13 protein-coding genes are annotated in these 17,461 nt (G+C 43.0%); 12 read left to right on the forward strand and 1 reads right to left on the reverse strand.

Annotated features, from left to right (window positions below):
- Window positions 1–177: 177 nt before the first annotated feature.
- The 7 genes from NST85_RS09105 (at window position 178) to NST85_RS09135 (ending at window position 8,161) form a co-directional block, all read left to right on the forward strand.
- Window positions 178–1,293 carry an Ig-like domain-containing protein gene (locus tag NST85_RS09105; RefSeq protein WP_170220183.1) on the forward strand — a complete coding sequence of 372 codons (1,116 nt, stop codon included), beginning with the start codon at window positions 178–180 and terminating at the stop codon, window positions 1,291–1,293.
- A 257-nt stretch (window positions 1,294–1,550) separates the two neighbouring features.
- Window positions 1,551–2,252, forward strand: coding sequence for a response regulator transcription factor (locus NST85_RS09110; protein WP_127192551.1), 702 nt, complete (start codon window positions 1,551–1,553; stop codon window positions 2,250–2,252).
- A 23-nt stretch (window positions 2,253–2,275) separates the two neighbouring features.
- A complete protein-coding gene (locus NST85_RS09115; RefSeq protein ID WP_341189117.1) occupies window positions 2,276–3,505 on the forward strand; it encodes a sensor histidine kinase in 1,230 nt (409 codons plus the stop codon).
- A gap of 220 nt (window positions 3,506–3,725) precedes the next feature.
- Window positions 3,726–4,970: an ArnT family glycosyltransferase gene (locus NST85_RS09120; RefSeq protein ID WP_127192553.1), complete on the forward strand. Its 1,245-nt coding sequence runs from the start codon at window positions 3,726–3,728 to the stop codon at window positions 4,968–4,970.
- Window position 4,971: 1 nt separating this feature from the next.
- Entirely contained in the window at window positions 4,972–5,697 is a 726-nt protein-coding gene (locus tag NST85_RS09125) for a glycosyltransferase family 2 protein (protein ID WP_341189118.1), read from the forward strand.
- Window positions 5,687–6,082 (forward strand): DUF2304 domain-containing protein, encoded by a 396-nt coding sequence (locus NST85_RS09130; protein WP_127192554.1) that lies wholly within the window; start codon window positions 5,687–5,689, stop codon window positions 6,080–6,082. The genes NST85_RS09125 and NST85_RS09130 overlap by 11 nt, the downstream gene beginning before the upstream one ends.
- 78 nt (window positions 6,083–6,160) lie before the next feature.
- Window positions 6,161–8,161, forward strand: a complete 2,001-nt coding sequence (locus NST85_RS09135) for a copper amine oxidase N-terminal domain-containing protein (RefSeq protein WP_341189119.1) — start codon at window positions 6,161–6,163, stop codon at window positions 8,159–8,161.
- Between the two features lie 90 nt (window positions 8,162–8,251).
- On the opposite strand, the gene NST85_RS09140 is transcribed toward NST85_RS09135, so the two are convergent.
- Window positions 8,252–9,436, reverse strand: coding sequence for an acyltransferase (locus NST85_RS09140; protein WP_341189120.1), 1,185 nt, complete (start codon window positions 9,434–9,436; stop codon window positions 8,252–8,254).
- A 665-nt stretch (window positions 9,437–10,101) separates the two neighbouring features.
- On the opposite strand from NST85_RS09140, the gene NST85_RS09145 reads away from it, so the two are divergent.
- The 5 genes from NST85_RS09145 to NST85_RS09165 all read left to right on the forward strand — a co-directional run bounded on the left by NST85_RS09145 (window position 10,102) and on the right by NST85_RS09165 (window position 17,270).
- Window positions 10,102–11,040 carry an ABC transporter permease gene (locus NST85_RS09145; RefSeq protein WP_246054131.1) on the forward strand — a complete coding sequence of 313 codons (939 nt, stop codon included), beginning with the start codon at window positions 10,102–10,104 and terminating at the stop codon, window positions 11,038–11,040.
- A gap of 18 nt (window positions 11,041–11,058) precedes the next feature.
- The gene (locus NST85_RS09150) at window positions 11,059–11,949 is read left to right on the forward strand and encodes a carbohydrate ABC transporter permease (protein ID WP_341189121.1); all 891 of its coding nucleotides are present in this window, start codon (window positions 11,059–11,061) and stop codon (window positions 11,947–11,949) included.
- A gap of 110 nt (window positions 11,950–12,059) precedes the next feature.
- Window positions 12,060–13,745, forward strand: a complete 1,686-nt coding sequence (locus NST85_RS09155; protein WP_127192559.1) for an extracellular solute-binding protein — start codon at window positions 12,060–12,062, stop codon at window positions 13,743–13,745.
- Between the two features lie 79 nt (window positions 13,746–13,824).
- Window positions 13,825–15,723: a cache domain-containing sensor histidine kinase gene (locus NST85_RS09160; protein ID WP_341189122.1), complete on the forward strand. Its 1,899-nt coding sequence runs from the start codon at window positions 13,825–13,827 to the stop codon at window positions 15,721–15,723.
- Window positions 15,720–17,270 (forward strand): response regulator, encoded by a 1,551-nt coding sequence (locus NST85_RS09165; protein WP_341189123.1) that lies wholly within the window; start codon window positions 15,720–15,722, stop codon window positions 17,268–17,270. The genes NST85_RS09160 and NST85_RS09165 overlap by 4 nt, the downstream gene beginning before the upstream one ends.
- Window positions 17,271–17,461 lie beyond the last annotated feature (191 nt).

Consider the following 17,461-nt stretch of genomic DNA (forward strand, 5'->3'; position numbering starts at 1 on the left):
AATGCTTATATAATTAACAAATGTAATTAAAGAGGCCTAAAGGCCGTTCTAGATGAGCGGATACTTTAGGCCTTTTATTGTGAGATATTTATGTCCGAATCCTGCTCCATTTCAAAACCTTATTATATTTTGGCGGCTGTTTTCCGAAATAAATATATAGAGAGGGGAGAGCTATATATGATACGAAATAAAAAAACAATTCACTTGTTACTAGCAATGGTACTTTTACTGATTACAGCTTTTCCAGCCAGCGTGTTGGCAGAAGAAAATACCGAGAAGATAACAGGTATAGCCTGGGAGAATTCCACATCGATCAAGCTTAACGTATCCGAGAGTAAGCAGCTTCGTGTGATCGCTAAGTACGAGAATCAGAGTAACAAATTTGTTGAGCTTACTAGTGAATCGGTATGGAGCACAAGTAATGCGAAGGTAGCTACCATAAAGAATGGAAAGGTGACAGCGAAGACATTTGGTGAAGCGGTCATCACTGCCAAATATGGAGATTTCCTAATTGAAGCTTTGATCACGGTTGATGCGAAAGTAAAGAGTCTGAAATCATCAAATACCTCGTATCGTCTTAATAAGGGAGCAGAGGGCGCACTTCCCACGGTAAAAGCGTTCTTTGAGAATGGAACTGAACAGGACGTGACAACGCTGATTAAATGGACGCTAAGTAGTCCAAATGCCGAAATGAGTAACGGTAAAATTAAAGGATTGGCGCCAGGACGAGCTACGTTAAGTGGGGTATATTTAAATAAGTCTATTACGATTCCAATTGCTATAAACGAGGAACTTGTAAAAATAGAATCCAGTTCTAAATCCCTTCAATTAAATATTAAAAAGGGGAAAACTCTACAAGTTTCCGGTACCTATTCAAATGGGAAAAAGGTTAATCTGAGCAGTAATATAAAATGGGAGTCTTCGAATAGTAGTATTGCAAAAGTTACGGGATCCAAGGTAATTGCTCTTGCCGAGGGGTCTACTACACTGACTGGCTCATATCAAGGCCAAACGGTGACGGTACAAGTCAACGTAGTTCCGTTATTAGTTAAAGTAACCCCTAGTGAGAAGAAATTGAAACTCACTCCAGGAGGGAACGGGACGGTGAATCTGACAGCGACTTATGATACGGGCAAAACTATATCCGTTACAGATCAAGTGGTGTGGACCAGTTCGAAGCCAGTTGTGGCTACCGTGACTAACGGTAAAATTGTGGCAGTTAGCAAAGGGACAGCTAGTATCAAGGCTAAATTCGGAACCAAAACCGTTACCATCTCTGTTAGCGTAAAATAGGGGAGTACTTATGTATGAAAAGGCCAACCATCATGGGTTGGCCTTTTTTTGTATAGGTAGAAGATTACGATTGCTGAGAGTAGTGCTATGAATTCCGTTCGTCAACATGGGAGATCATAGAAAAATACTCCTCCTTCGAAATAAAATGTTCATGAGGAAATTAAGTGATTCTTAAGACATAAGTCTGAATGGAAATGGTATAGTTTTTTTAAGGGAATCCTATGTAGTATGTATTTAACTAAGCCAGGAGGATATTCATGTCTGCAAGAGGTACTATACTGCTCGTTGATGACGAGAAAGAGATTATTCAATTGATGGATATATATCTTAAAAATGAAGGATATAAGCTGCTGAAAGCGGCTGATGGTCTGGAGGCGCTTGAACTGCTGGGCCGACATCAGGTCGATTTAATTATTTTGGATGTTATGATGCCCCGCATGGATGGGATCGAAGCTTGTATGAAGATCCGTGAGAGTAAAAATATGCCCATAATCATGCTTTCGGCAAAAGGCCAGGATATGGACAAAATTGCGGGACTTAGCATTGGGGCAGACGACTATGTTACGAAGCCGTTTAATCCGCTCGAGTTGGTAGCCCGCGTTAAATCGCAGCTTAGACGTTACCAGCAATTAAGCGGTCCGCAGAGGCAGGATGAGAATGAAATTGTAATAGAGGAGCTTGTGATCAACATTTCCACGCATACCGTTACCGTGGAAGGACAAGAGGTACAACTGACACCTCGAGAGTTTGCCATTCTCAAGCTGCTAGCTATTAACAGGGGAATTGTGCTAAGTATGGAAAGGATTTATCAAGAGGTTTGGAACGAACCATTTATGGAGTCGAAAAATACGGTGATGGTCCATATTCGCAAAATTCGCGAGAAGATTGAGAAGGACAATCAGAATCCCAGATACATCAAAACCGTCTGGGGAATTGGTTATAAGATAGATCGGCTTTAAATATTCAGGGGGGAAACATCATCATGGAATTAAAATGGATCAATACAGTGCGGTGGAAATTCCTGATATCTGTTTTGGCCAGCTTAGGGATAACGACAGCTCTGCTATATGCCTTATATCAGCTTGGTTTTCTCCTTATCAGGCTTCCTCTGTTTAAAAATATCCTGCGTTATATCGTTAACAATTACGGCTCTTCGGTCGCATTATATGTAGTTGGTCCCATTATGTTCCTCTTCCTTTATTACCTCTTAACGCGAAGAACAATTCAGCGGTTAGAGAGAGTTAATAACAGTCTACAACAGATTATAACAGGTAACTTGGATCAGGAAATTTCGTCATCATCGCGCGATGAGATAGGACTGGTCACCCGAAGTGTGAACGAGATGACCTCGCAGTTGCGCACTTATTTAGACGAAATCTCATCTGGAGTAGGGAAGGTCGCTAGCGGTCAATTTGAGCACCGTATTCAACTGGAGGATAATCCGTTAAGTGAATGGAGCGTGGTAGCGGATAGCATTAACCGTATGGCGAAGCAGCTCGACCGTTCGATCCAGGAGGAGCGCAATGCTGAGAAGACCAAAAACGATCTAATCACTGGTGTTTCCCATGATCTTCGAACGCCGCTTACTTCCATCCTCGGTTTCCTGGAGGTCATTGAGAATGATCGATACCAAGACGAGGTAGAACTGCGGCATTATATCAGTATTGCCTATGAGAAATCCATAACTCTCAAAAAGTTGGTAGACGACTTGTTCGAGTATACTCGCATCAATAACGGCATGCCTCTACGTATGGAGGAACTGAATTTGGTAGCATTTCTTCAACAGTTGGCTGAGGAGTTTGTCCCCAGTCTGGAGAAGGTTGGAATGATCTGTCGTATTTCCACAAAGGTGGAGTCGCTAATCATTAAAGGAGACGGGGATCTGCTTGCCCGCGGATTTGAGAACCTGATCTCTAATGCAATCCGTTACGGCCACGATGGAGAATACGTTGATATTGATATTAGTTGTTCTAATGGAGAGGCGACCATAAGGATAATCAATTATGGCGAACCCATACCTCAAAACGATCTTCAGTTTATATTTGAACGTTTCTATCGGGGGGACCGCTCCAGATCGTCGGGCGGAACTGGGCTAGGACTTGCGATTGTCAAGAGCATCATGGAAGTGCATAAAGGAAGTATTTCGGCTAAAAGCGACCGCACACAGACCATGTTTGAAGCCTGTCTCCCTATACGATTAAGTGATTTCTAAGGGTACAGATATTGCACACCTTTTTCAGATTCTTATTCTCACAGTTATTGTGGGCGATAGGAATCTTTTTTTTACTTGTTCATTTTTATTTTAAGAGAATAATAAGGCTTTTGGTAGACGGTTGTTAAGGTTTCCTTTATTCACCAGTAAGAACTCTTTTATATGCTTAATAAGTCGTTAAACACAGGCTGGAATATAGAGAGGAGTTCGGAGAGCATCCATGTTTACTGATCATAGCCAATGGTTAAGACGCTTGACTAACCCGAAAATTGTATTATGTATTTTCATCTCTGTAGTTGCTTTTTATATCCGTATTGATTTTGTGAAATCGGTAACGCATCACATGCCCCATGACAGCGTTAATTATGACATTATGGTCAGACAACTACTGGAAAAGGGCGTGTACGCCTACAAAAGTGAAGAGCCGAATGCACAGGTAACACCAGGGTATCCGCTGCTAATGGCAGGGGTATATATACTGGCCGATTATAAAAACCATGATCCGTTTCCCTTCATTAGATACCTTCAAGTGTTGTTCAGCATGGTTACCCTATGGTTGGTTTACTTGACAGGACGGAAGCTGGGCGGGCATTGGGCAGGAATCTTTGCAACAGGGGTCATGGCTGTGTATCCGCCCTTCATATGGGCAAACGGAGCTATACTAACCGAGCCGCTGGCCGCCATGTTATTTATGCTGTACGTGTATCTGCAGCTCATAGTTTTTGAGAAAAAGACGGCGTTGTCTGCTCTGTTAGCGGGAGCGGTATTTGGAATTCTGGTGCTTACTCGTCCGGAATTTCTTATCTTAATCTTGGCCTCCTATGCGTTCTTCTGGCTATGGCGAGGTAAAGCGGTTCGGGTGCTGAAGTTGCTGTTGTTGTCCATGCTTGGGGCTTTCATAGTGCTCTCTCCCTGGATTATACGGAACATCGTCACCTTGCACGAATTCGTGTTGGCTTCTACACAGGTTAATCCGTTCGTAGCCGGCACCTATCCGGATAAAAATTATGAAGACGGTATGGTCGACCGGAGAGGCAAGACCCAGATGGAAGTGGCTAAAGAACGCTTGGAAGTTGGGTTTACAGAACATACTTGGACCTTTGTCAAATGGTATACGGTTGGCAAGACCCGATATATCTATTCGCGAATGTTCTTCGGGTCAGGGCATTCGCCGTACTATGCTGTTATCCCGTACGGAACGATGTATCATAGGGGAATTATTGGTGCGGGATTGCTCGTAGCCATCGCCTTGCTACGCAGATGGCGACGTCCTTCCGTTCTGCTTGTTGTCCTGCTTGTTGTCATCAGCATCACCAGACTAGCCTTTGTGCCCGAATACCGTTACAACTTTACGGCTATGCCGCTGTTTATAATCCTCGGTAGCCTGCTCGCCGCCACTGCCGTAGATTATATGGCCCGACGACGAGCAACCAAAGGTCAATCATTTGTTGGAAAGGAGTTCTAATATGAGACAAGAAGTACTTATTATCATTCCAGCCTACAACGAAGCAGAAGGTATCCGCCATGTTATTGACAATGTTCGTGTGCAGATTCCCTACGCGGATATTCTGGTCATCAATGATGGATCGAACGATTCAACTGGGGATGAAGCAGCCAAGGAAGGAGTGCTTGTCGTCAACCTGAGCTGTAATTTGGGCATTGGAGGTGCGGTTCAGACCGGCTATCAATATGCACATAAACATGGATATCGGTATGCCGCCCAGTTGGATGGAGACGGGCAGCATAATCCGTGTGACTTCGACCGGATGCTGGAAGAATTGCGAAGCGGAAGTACAGATATGATTGTTGGCTCCCGCTTCATGAAAAAGGAGGGTTTTCAATCGACTTTTCTCCGCAGAATCGGCATTGATTTGCTGGCAGGACTGCTGACCTGGTTGCTTCACCGAAAAGTGACTGATCCTACCTCCGGCTATCGTATCTGCGGACAGCGAGCTATAGCGCTGTTCGCACAGGAGTATCCGGTCGATTATCCGGAAGTAGAGGCACTAGTTCAGCTTGACAATAACGGTTGCACCTTCGGGGAAGTTCCCGTGATCATGCGTGAGCGGGTAACGGGTTGCTCAAGCATCCGTCCCCTAGGGTCTGTCTATTACATGATCAAGGTCATTCTGGCTGTTCTGATTACAAGAACCAAGAAGAAAAAGAAATGGGATGTTGGCTATGAAAGTTGATATTTTCATCTTCAGCTTTCTAGTTAGTTTGCTGTTTCTGAGCACCATACTATACTTGATTCGCACCGGAAAATTACGGGAGCAATATGCTATTCTCTGGATTATACTCACAGGTATTATGATGATGCTGTCCTTGTTCCCATCTCTTATTGACCGCACAGCAAAGGTAATCGGTGTCTCTTATGCACCTTCCCTACTCTATCTACTGGGACTGGTCAGTGTTCTGTTCATTCTGCTTCATTTAACTATTGCTTTATCTTCGATGACCGCACGGTTCATTGTATTAACGCAAAAGATAGCCCTGCTTGAGCAGGAGCAACTTGAGTATAGGGGAAGACAAGCAACTGCCGATCACTCGCTACAGACGGCGGAAAGGAGAATTTAGATTAAGGGTATCGTGATTAATCATTAATAGTTATAACCTATCTGAGTTACATGAGGAGATGTGGAGGATTTGAAAGATATGGGGAAAATAACGACAGGATTGGCTGCGATGTTAATCATTAGTCAATTGGCTGGGGTTATTCCTGCTGCTGAGGCTGCTGTAGCATCAGCAATGCAAGAAAGTAAAGATTCGTTGGAAAAGTCGAATGGGAGTCGGATTATTTTTTATATGAACAGTAACAAGGTGGAACAGGATGGTAAGATGTATCAATCGCCGCGTCCTGCGATCGTCAAGAACGGGACAACCTATGTAGGACTCCGATTTATTGCGGAGCGTCTAGGGGCGATAGTGACGAGTAATTCCAAGACCAAGGAGACCATCATTCAGCTTGATGGTTCGGAGTTGAGATACATAAACAACAGCAAAAGCTATAGTCTGAACGGAACGACTTACCAGATGAAGACGGCCTCTTATACAGACCACAATGTCCTGCTGGTGCCTTTGATCTCGCTCACTCAGGGATTGAAAATTCCTTATACCGTGGGGAACAAGAGCATTACGCTGGAGCACTCCACCAAGCCGATTGCTTCATTTAATGTGCAAATGGGTGAAATTATTGCAGGTGAGACAGTCGTAACCTATGAGACGAAATCTCATTCTCCGCTAGGGCTGAATATTGTCGATGAACGGTGGGAGGGGAAGGAAGAGCTATTCGATCAGCCGGGCGTATATTCCGTCAGTTACTCTGTACAGGATTCGGAAGGAGTCTGGAGTAATCCTTTTACACTGAATCTGGAAGCAGTTAAACCTAACGATCCTCCGATTGCCAGCTTTTTTACGGATAAGGATATGTACCGGATGGGTGAACCGATTATATACACGGACCAAAGCTATGACGATGAGAATGCCATAACGAACAAGATATGGTCGAATAAGGAGGAGGTTTTTTTCACGCCCGGCAAAGTTATGGTGAGTCTTGAGGTTACGGACCAGCATGGGGCTGTGGGGGTACTCAGCAAGGAAATTACGATTACTGAAGAAACATTGTATACCAGTGAGGAATACTACAAGCTCTTTACGCCGATAGGCAATAAAATGACTGTAGACGGATTTTCTGTCAAAACAATGGAGGCGATCCCCTATAGCTACCGGACGGAACCTGTCACCCTATTCCGTAGTAGTGGGCCCGAATCGATCAATTCAGAAGGGATTCTTTATCAGGATACAATTGAGGGAGCCGCCAGATTTCTGCTTCACCACAAGAACAAGACCGGACTGCTAGCCAGGCTCTACATTCTTGCCGAGAATCAGGGTACTACTCCAGCTATTATAACGTTTAAGAATGAAGGAATGGCTGGTCCAACGTCTTATGCCGAATGGGCAGGAAGAGTTTCGCTTAGCCGATATTTCGAAGGGAAATTGACCGGTGAGAGTAACCGGAAATTGGTATTGCAGCCTGGAGAGAAGCAAGTCATATGGAGCGATATCAGTAAACATGCTATGAAGCCCCAAGAAATTATTACCTTTACAGGTGACCTAAGTAGTAATGCACCGATTCGCTATACTTCCTTGCTTGTTTCAGCCGATCGTGATCCGATTACCGACCTACAGAAGCTTCCTTACTTGGACCCGAATGAATCCATTGTCCGAGGAACCTTTGCCGATTCCACGCGCGTGTTCGAATATAACGAGCTGCTGGGTACCCGTTCGGTTAAGCTTTCATTAACCGACAACAGGGAAGACCCTTTTCAGTTGGGCTCGGATGGGATTAAGGGAAGCAACGCCATGAATTCAGGTAACTATGGCTTGTTGTATAAGCTGAAATTAAATCACGTCGCTCCAAATACGCTTATTTTGTTTAATCCGCGTGGTGGACTTTTTGTTGGGTCTGCACTGGTGAACGATAAGGTAGTAGTCTTCGGCCATTCCGGCAAAGAAGATATATCTAGTACCGCAAGTGTTCTTTATCGGACCGGTGACCTTGAAGAAAGTGTCGACATTTGGATTAGCCCCGCCGCGGGTAGCAATCTTCCCTTTGCGCTGTTGTTTGAGCCTATGCCGATGAAGAAATTCAATTAGCGTACGTTTGAGGTCTGGAGCATTCCACGAGTCGGGGCTGGTCAGACCTTCATTTTGGTATGACCAGCCCCTTCGAATATTGTGATCAGGTTACGATATCGAAATGTTCTTACGATTACTGCGGTGCTCATTGGATTCCTTTTTTAGTTTCGGTAAATTTCCGAAAATCATCCACGCATAAGGTAAGTAACGTGCAGCTAATCCAACTACAATCCACGAGCAATATAATGACACAATAAATCCACCAATGTACCATAGGTGAAGCAAACTAGCTGTGCTTATCGCCGGGGATAACTGCCTGTATAGCAGTAGAACAAACGGATGAATCAGATATACACCAAATGAGAGAGAGCCAAGCCGATTTAGTTGCTGGCATAGAAACGAAAACTTCTGTGTACGGAGTAACATACCTGCAGCATGCATTAGGACGGGAAGACTTGTGAAAGCGAAAATACTGTACAGTAGATCATATGCCAAGGAGTTAACGGAACTACCGTAGAGTCGACTTTGGTACCAAACTATAGAATGAGAAATGCCTGAGCAGAGCCATATTGCCCATAATCCACGCATTAGTATTCCACTTTCTTTATACCCCGCGCTATTTTTTAAAGTGATGTCCATGATTTTAGCCTTGATCTTTGAGTAGTTCATGCCTAACCATGCGCCTAACATGTAATAAGAGAAATAAGTGAAGCACCAGCTACCTCTACTTGTAACGTGGAAATGATATTTGTTGCCCAGAATAAATAGCCATTGGATGGCGATTCCTGATACAATTGCCCATTTTCTTGTGCCAGGATATCGTTTGAACAACAGGAGTAGTAAAGGAAACAGCAAATAAAATTGCACATTGATGAAGACAAAATAGAGATGTGTATATGATTTTCCTGTGAGCAGCTTATTTATGAAGCTAGTGATCAACTCAACATTTAGCGCAGCACCAGCTATTACCTGAGTTATCGAAAAGTAAAACAACGAGAATAAGAAGTAGGGGAGCAGAATGTACATTAATCTTTTTTTGTAAAATCCTGTGAGTAACTCTCTATTTACCGGACGGTCACTGTAGTTGTAGAAGAGCACAAATGCGCTCATCGCGATAAAAGTTGGCGTCCCGAATTTCATGAAAATATTAAAAAAATTATAAAGAACAAAATAACTGGAATCAGTTAACTGCACAGTCGCATACGAGGTAGCATGGACGGTAATTACCCCAAGAATGCAAATTGCTCTGATAATATTAAGCTCCGGAACTCTTTCTTTTTTGATCGTAGTCATGATAACAACTCTTCCTTTCAAATCAGGTATAACTATATTTAAAAGGACAATTATTAATAAAGAAGATTATATAAGTGAAGAGAAACTTATCATTTTCTTAACAAAAATTAAGATTTAAAAGTCAGTATTCGAAAAAAGATCTTGATCGAATTACGAGAGATATTCTTTACTTTACCAATCGATGTGCTTCGTTTGAATCAGGGGTTATGAAAAATGGCGATCTCTTCCTTTTAAACGTGGTTTAGGAGCAGGAAAATAAAAGTGGAGTTTTTATAATTTTTTTATTATCCCCACATGATAGACAGTGAAAAAGAGTTCATGATAAATGAACTCTTTTTCATTGTTGATCGGTGGGGGGTTTTTATGGCACCAAAGAAGGGTTAGAATTGAGTAGAATACGAAGAGAGAAACCTATCAATTCAGTGTATACTAGACGGGGATGAGATCCAATTTTCCCACAAATTCGAAACCGGTTTCGAGTTTAGAGGAGAAATCCGAAAAACGGCACCTATCATATGAAATATGATGCCTTACGGTCATGCTTGAAAGCCCTTACAATAAAAGTATAGATAATGTATGCGCTTTAATAAGAGACAGAAAGAGCTTGGAGGGTCCATACGATGGAGAACAAAAGAAGCCCCGAAGTGGGGACAAGTTTATCACCAATGCTACCTAGGAATGTAAATTCCTCCCCCCGCACTTCTCTTTGGAGAAGGTTTGCTGCCCAGCGACATTTACAAGTCATGGCACTACTCGGTGTAGTTTGGATGATTATTTTCAATTACATTCCAATGTACAGCATTATCATTGCCTTCAAGGAGTTCAACATCGTTAAGTCGATTGCGGAGGCTCCGTGGGTTGGACTTAAACATTTCAAAGAATTCCTTAATGATGATAACTTCGTAAATGTTATGAAAAACACACTAGGTATAAGCTTGATTAAGCTGTTCATCGGATTTCCGTTGCCGATCATTTTTGCACTATTTCTGAACGAGATCCGCTCGGTTAGATTCAAAAAAACGATTCAGACCATTTCGTATCTGCCACATTTTCTCTCTTGGGTAGTGCTTGGCGGGATTCTAGCGACATGGCTATCAGATGTAGGGATTATCAACCATATTTTAATGGCGCTTCATTTGGTTGATCAACCGATTTCATATTTGGCCGAGCCCAAGTATTTCTGGACGATCATCATCACCTCGGATATCTGGAAGGAGCTTGGGTGGTCAGCCATTATCTATCTGGCAGCGATTGCGGGTGTATCTCCTGATATGTATGAGGCCGCAACCATTGATGGAGCCGGAAGGTTCCAGAAGATGTGGTATGTTACCTTGCCGGCAATTAAAGCGACGATAAGTATCCTGTTTATTCTTGCCGTCAGCGGAGTACTGAACTCCAACTTTGACCAGATCTTGGTTCTGCGCAACTCGCTGAATGACAGTGCCAGCAACGTAATTGATTACTATGTGTACTATACAGGTCTTTCTACGGGCCGCTTCTCTTATTCCGCCGCAATTGGGCTGTTCAAATCAGTTATCGCTCTGATCTTGCTGCTGATAGCCAACTTCGCAACCAAAAAACTCAACGACACATCGTTGTTTTAGACCAAGGAGGACCTACACATGTTTGCTTTAAACCGCAAAACGAAGGGTGAAGCCCTCTTCGATCTAGCCAACAATCTTTTGATGTTATGTGTCTGTTTCGCGACCCTGTACCCTATCTGGTACATATTGATAAACGCATTTAATGATGGCACAGACGCCATTCTGGGCAATATTTACTGGTGGCCGCGGATGTTCACTTTGGAAAACTTCGAAGCTGTTTTTGCTAGTCCCGGTATTATGCGGGCGATGTTGATTACCGTTGCCAAAACGCTCATTGGTGTGGTTGCGCATGTATTTTTTACAGCGATGGTTGCTTATGCGCTTTCCCGAAAAGGCCTCATCGGCGGCAAAATTTACATTCTGTTAGGTACAGTGACGCTCTTCTTCGGGGGAGGACTTATTCCACTTTACATGCTAATCCGTGATCTTCATCTGTTGGAGAATTTCATGGTCTATATTATCCCAGTATTGTTCAGCTTTTTCGATCTGATTATCTTCATGACCTTCTTCAGAGAGATTCCTGAAGGGCTTGAAGAGGCGGCTCGGATTGACGGTGCCCATGACTGGTCCATCTTTCTTCGTGTTGTGTTGCCTGTATCCTTACCTGTATTAGCAACCATTGCACTGTTCCATGGTGTGTATCAATGGAATGATTATTTTACAGGAATGATTTACTTCAATAATGAGAGTCTCCAGCCGATCCAGACCTATCTGTTCCGTGTTGTGGCACAGTCCAGTTCGAGTCAGATGATGGTTGCCGTACAGGGCAGCGCTATTAACAAAACGGTAACGTCACAGTCGATTAAGCTGGCCACGATGGTGGTCACCACGCTCCCAATCGTATTTGTATATCCGTTCCTGCAGCGTTATTTTGTCAAAGGAATGATGATTGGTTCAATCAAGGGTTGAGTTAGAACACATGTTGTTCTGAAGACCAAGGTAACTCATCCAGCCGTATAAAGCGGATCTGGAGTTATGACTTTATAAATTTAATATTCTTAGAAAAGGGGTAATGAAGTATGGGTATAAGCCGTAAACCGAAGAAAACGCTGTTGATGCTATTGGCAGTCATTATGACACTGTCGATAGTAGGATGTGCGGGTGGTAATAACAAGGCAAGCGAAGGAAAGGGGAACGATGGAAAGACAGCAAATACCGCAACGACGGAACCAACGGCTGCTGCACCATCGGCAGATGAGCCAGGCTGGAAAGCTGATATCTCGCCGATCACATTTGACTGGTATCTAAATTTCGCCTGGTTCCCTAATAAATGGGGTGTTGACCCGACTTCCCAATATATTACTAAAAAAACGGGTGTTGATATTAACTTCATCGTTCCTGCGGGTAATGAGAATGAGAAATTGAACACCATGATCGCTTCCGGCAAGTTGCCTGATTTCATCACGTTGGGCTTTTGGGAAGATAATGTCAAGAAAATGATCGAGGGAGACCTCGTGCTTCCGCTAAACAAGTTAGCTGAAGAATATGATCCATACTTCTTCAAAGTATCCGATGCTGACAAGCTGGGATGGTATACTCAAGATGATGGTAATGTTTATGGCTATCCTAACTCCTCATCTTCTCCAGCTGACTACAAGACATATGGAGATGAATATGTATCGAACCAAACCTTCGTTGTTCGTAAGGATATTTATGAAGCTATCGGTAGTCCGGATATGCGTACTCCAGAAGGATTCCTAAACGCACTGAAGGCAGCGAAGGAGAAATTCCCAGAGATCGATGGTCAACCGATCATTCCACTGGGTCTGCATGAATTTACTGCAACCGGTAACGATTCGTTGGAAGGTTATATTCAGAACTACCTAGCGATCCCACGTGAGAAAGACGGCAAGCTGTATAACCGTGAGACAGATCCAGAATATATTCGCTGGATGAAGACGCTCCGGCAGGCTAATCAGGATGGACTGCTTGCCAAAGATATTTTTATTGACAAACGTCCACAAATGGAAGAAAAGATTACACAAGGCCGGTATTTCGCTATGCTGTATCAACGGACTGACTTTGCAGCACAGCTCGGCACATTGCATCAGAAAGATCCGAATAAAGTTTATATTGCTGTAGATGGACCAGCCAATACGAACTTAGACGCACCGCGCCTGAACGGCCCTGGTATTTCTGGTTGGACAGTAACCCTGATCTCCAAAGCGGTGAAAGATAAAGCGCGTGCTATCAAGTTCCTTAGTTACCTGAACAGCGAAGAGGGGAATAAAGACCTATTCCTGGGTGAAAAAGGTGTCAGCTATGATACTATTGATGGCAAGGACCAATTCAAGCCAGAAGTATTTGATTTGATGAATAAAGACCGCTCGGCATTCGATAAGCAATACGGCTCCTCTTTTACCTTCTGGATGCTACAGAATACAAATATCACCAATCAATGGGCTCCTAAAGCGGTAGAACCATACAAACAACTCGAAGATTGGACGAAAGGAAAAGCGTACAGTAACTCGGAGTTCGACCAAATAGACCCTTTAGGCAACTCTCCTGAAGGTATCATAGGCGCTAAAGTTAAAGAGTTACGCGGTAAAAGCTTTCCGAAGCTGCTAATGGCTTCTTCCGATGCGGAGTTCGATAAAATTTGGACTGAGTATATCAACAAACAAAATGAATTGGGTATCGACAAGTTCTTCTCGTACCAACAAGTTCAATACGAGAAAAATAAGAAGAAGCTTGGTATGGAATAAATAGATTTCCCAAAAGCCCGCTACCCGCGGGCTTTTGGGCTATTGTCAAAATGATGTTCAGCGAGGTGGACAATACAGCGTGAAACCGGGTAAGCGTACAGCTGCTATATGGGATTCGTTCACTTATTGGTGGGGGCGCCGCTCACTTCAGAGCCGTCTAATCGCCGCTTATATTTTCATTATTCTGGGGCCCTGCTTAATGGTGTCCGTTTTTTCGTACAGGGCTATTAATAATACGTACATTCGGAACGCAGTCGATAAGAATAACAATTTGTTGCAAATGGAAAAGTTGTACATTAATACTCAGGTTGAATCAATGGCTGCGGCAGCTCAAGTGGCTTATAACGACCCGGAAGTACGGGATTATCTCGCAAATACTACAGAGCCGGACCTTGGGGAGTTGGTTAAGTTTAATACTGAGGTCTTTATAAATATGACGCGCATTCAGTACATCAATCCTAACATTGAACATTTACGATTGTATTCGAAAAGCAATATCCATGAGATTTGGCCGATTTTTTTCCGTGAGAATCGTGTATCCTCAGAGCCATGGTACCAGAAGGCGAAGGAGATAAAAGGAGAAGAATCGTGGTCTTTTATGAGAAATGACCCTGATCCTATGATGCGATATGTTGAGCAGACCCCGAAGCTTGCTCCGAAAGTTTCTCTACTGCTCGAAATGAGTAGACCGACGAATAATCATATTGGGATGATTCAGGTCGATATGCTGCTGGAACGTTTTACACCCAAGACGTACTCTAATTTACAGAATAGTCAATCTCAAATGTTTCTTGTCGATGCGGAGATGCAGCTGTTTACGCGTTCAAATGATTCATTTCTGCAGGATAATAGAGACATGGCACATGCTATTGCGGAACGTTTACAGTTATATCGCAAGAGCGGGGAATGGGATATTCAATATTCGGAGAATGGCAAGTCCTTTCTTCTTATTAATACACCGATAGATCGAGTTGATGCTTTTCTAGTGAATGTAGTATCGATGGACGGTGTAATAAAGGAAATCTCCCGTACACGCAACTTAATTATCGGGGCTAATGTCGGGTTTATTTTCCTAGTTACCGTGATTGCCTATGTATTAAATGCATTTATCCTAAAAAATTTACGTCGGTTGACAGAAGCTATGAAGAAGGTACGCAGGGGTGAAGCATATAACGGAATTACGATACGAGGTGGAGGGGAAGTCGGTGAGCTAGCTCATCATTTCTCTAAATTGATGAACACGATAAATACTCTCGTAGCTCAAGCTGTTCAGAAGCAAGTTCTGTCAAAAGAAGCCGAACTTCGTACGTTACATAATCAAATCGACACTCATTTTCTATATAATACTTTGGAAAATATTAAAATGCTCGCTGAAATCGAGAATCAGCAAGCGATTTCGGATGCATTGACTTCGCTCGGAGGGATGATGCGATATAATTTCAAATGGTCCAGTGAGTATGTGAAGCTTCGCGATGAAATCCGCCATATAGAGAACTACATTGAAGTGATGAATATTCGGTTCGAGCATCCTATTAAACTAGTGATTCATGTTGAGATGTGTTACTTGGAACTGGAGGTGCTGAAGATGTCACTGCAACCTATTGTGGAGAATAGCGTCAAGCATGCTTGGAAGGGGGTGGAGGATGAACTAGAGGACCGAATCATCCAAATTGATATTTCGGAAACCGAAGGTGATATCTACGTTTCGATCTGTGACAATGGGATGGGCATTGAACCACAGACATTGTCTGCTCTAGGCGAAGCTATTTATTCCAAGATTCGGCTTAGCTCCGAATTAAATGGACCGCGGGGTGGTGTCGTTCGAGCAGGGGGAATTGGATTGCGGAATGTATGCCAGCGATTGCAGTTATTTTACGGAGAAGAATATGGTCTCAAGCTAGAAAGTGAGATTGGGATAGGGACAACAGTGTCCATGATTTTGCCGAAAGTACTATTAACGGGAGACAAACAATCATGATGAAACTGCTAATCGTAGATGATGAGAAAAATATTCGTAATGGTCTCAAAGTAATGATCGAGCGGAATTATCCTTCGACATATAACATCTTACTCGCTGGCAACGGAGCCGAAGCACTGAAGCTATTCCGGAGTGAACCAGCTGATATTATTATTACTGATATCCGTATGCCAGTAATGGATGGAATGGAGCTTTTAGAGCAGTTATCTTTGGATACGAGTGTTGAAAATAGACCTGAAATTGTGATACTAAGTGGCTATGATGATTTCCAATATGCAAAAAGCGCAATTCGTTACCGTGTTAAAGAGTATCTACTCAAGCCCATTCGCCGGGACGAACTGTTCAAGATTTTGGAGCAAATTAATCAGGAAATGATGGAACGAGACTCTAGTATCCGCAAGACAGAGCAGGAAATGGAAGCTTTTCTCCAGAAACTTCGCTCTAGCCGGATACAGAGCCTGTTAATACAGGAAGAAGTACAACTGGAGTCCGAGCATGAGGATGAGTTGAAGGGTTTCGTCGTACCTTTTACTATAGGTGTGCTGAATTATCATTACAACGATGGAAAGCGAATGAAATCGGGTGAGTTAAGGGTAATTGCCGAACGACTTGTGGGACCACTAGAGAAGAAATTTACAGAAGTTATTACGGACTGGGATGGGAAGTTGGTGTTGTTTGGTAGAAATAAGCAATGTTTCACTGAGTTAGCACATCGTGCTGAATTTAAGGAATTAACTGGTTTACTCATAGGGATCAGTAGCGAAGGCAACACAATGAATGATATCCGTGGCTGCTATAAGGAAGCCTGCAGGGCATTACAGTATAGTATTCTGTATTCTCGTGCTAATCTTATAGATTATGATGATTTGAAACAGGGACGTCTTTGCTTCCCATCTCCAGATGAGGAAATTCGCAAGTTGCTAAATATGTTGGGTACAGAACGGGAAAAGGAAATGAAGAACCTGCTAGCTGTTATTTTTCAGATAGAGCATTTGAAACTCCTGGATCTATCATATCTAGAAGTAGTGGGCCGAGGCATCAACGAAAGGGTATTAGATGAGGTATTCCGTGTTCATGGAGAATCATCTGTAGAAGTGTTGAAGCTGTACCGTCAAGTAGGTAGTATGTATAATTTCCGCCATTTTCATGATTATTACCGTGCACTGGAGCATTTGCTCATCTCTGTGAACGATTATATTATAGGGGTACGTTCGGCTCACACCGAACATGCAGATATGAAGGAAGCGCTAGCTTATATTGAAGCCAATTATCAACGACCTATTAATATGGCAATGGTTAGCAATCATGTGTCACTGAGTTATTCCTATTTCAGTGAGGCATTTAAGGCCAATATTGGTGAAAGCTTTGTCTTATATTTAAAAAAAGTGCGAATTCGTCACGCCAAAGAGTTACTGACTACAACCCACTACAAGCTTGCTGAGGTTTCGGAGACGGTTGGATTCGAGAACAGCAAGCAGTTCGCTCGTGTTTTTAGAGAGCTAGAGGGCATCTCTCCTGGTGAATTCAGGGCGAAGGCGCAGCAGTAGACTCTTCCAATGAGATCAAAGGAACTTCAGAATGAATAATGAAACTTCATGGGTCATCAACTAACTTATTAAATCCCCACAAGTTATCAATTCCACCTGACATACTCTATAGGCTGGTAAATTATCCTTGTATTTACGGGCAAATGGAATATAAATTATTATTTATTGCCAATATAATTCAACTTTCTGAT

This window comes from Paenibacillus sp. FSL K6-2524 (assembly GCF_038005525.1).
Taxonomy (GTDB): domain Bacteria; phylum Bacillota; class Bacilli; order Paenibacillales; family Paenibacillaceae; genus Fontibacillus; species Fontibacillus anaericanus.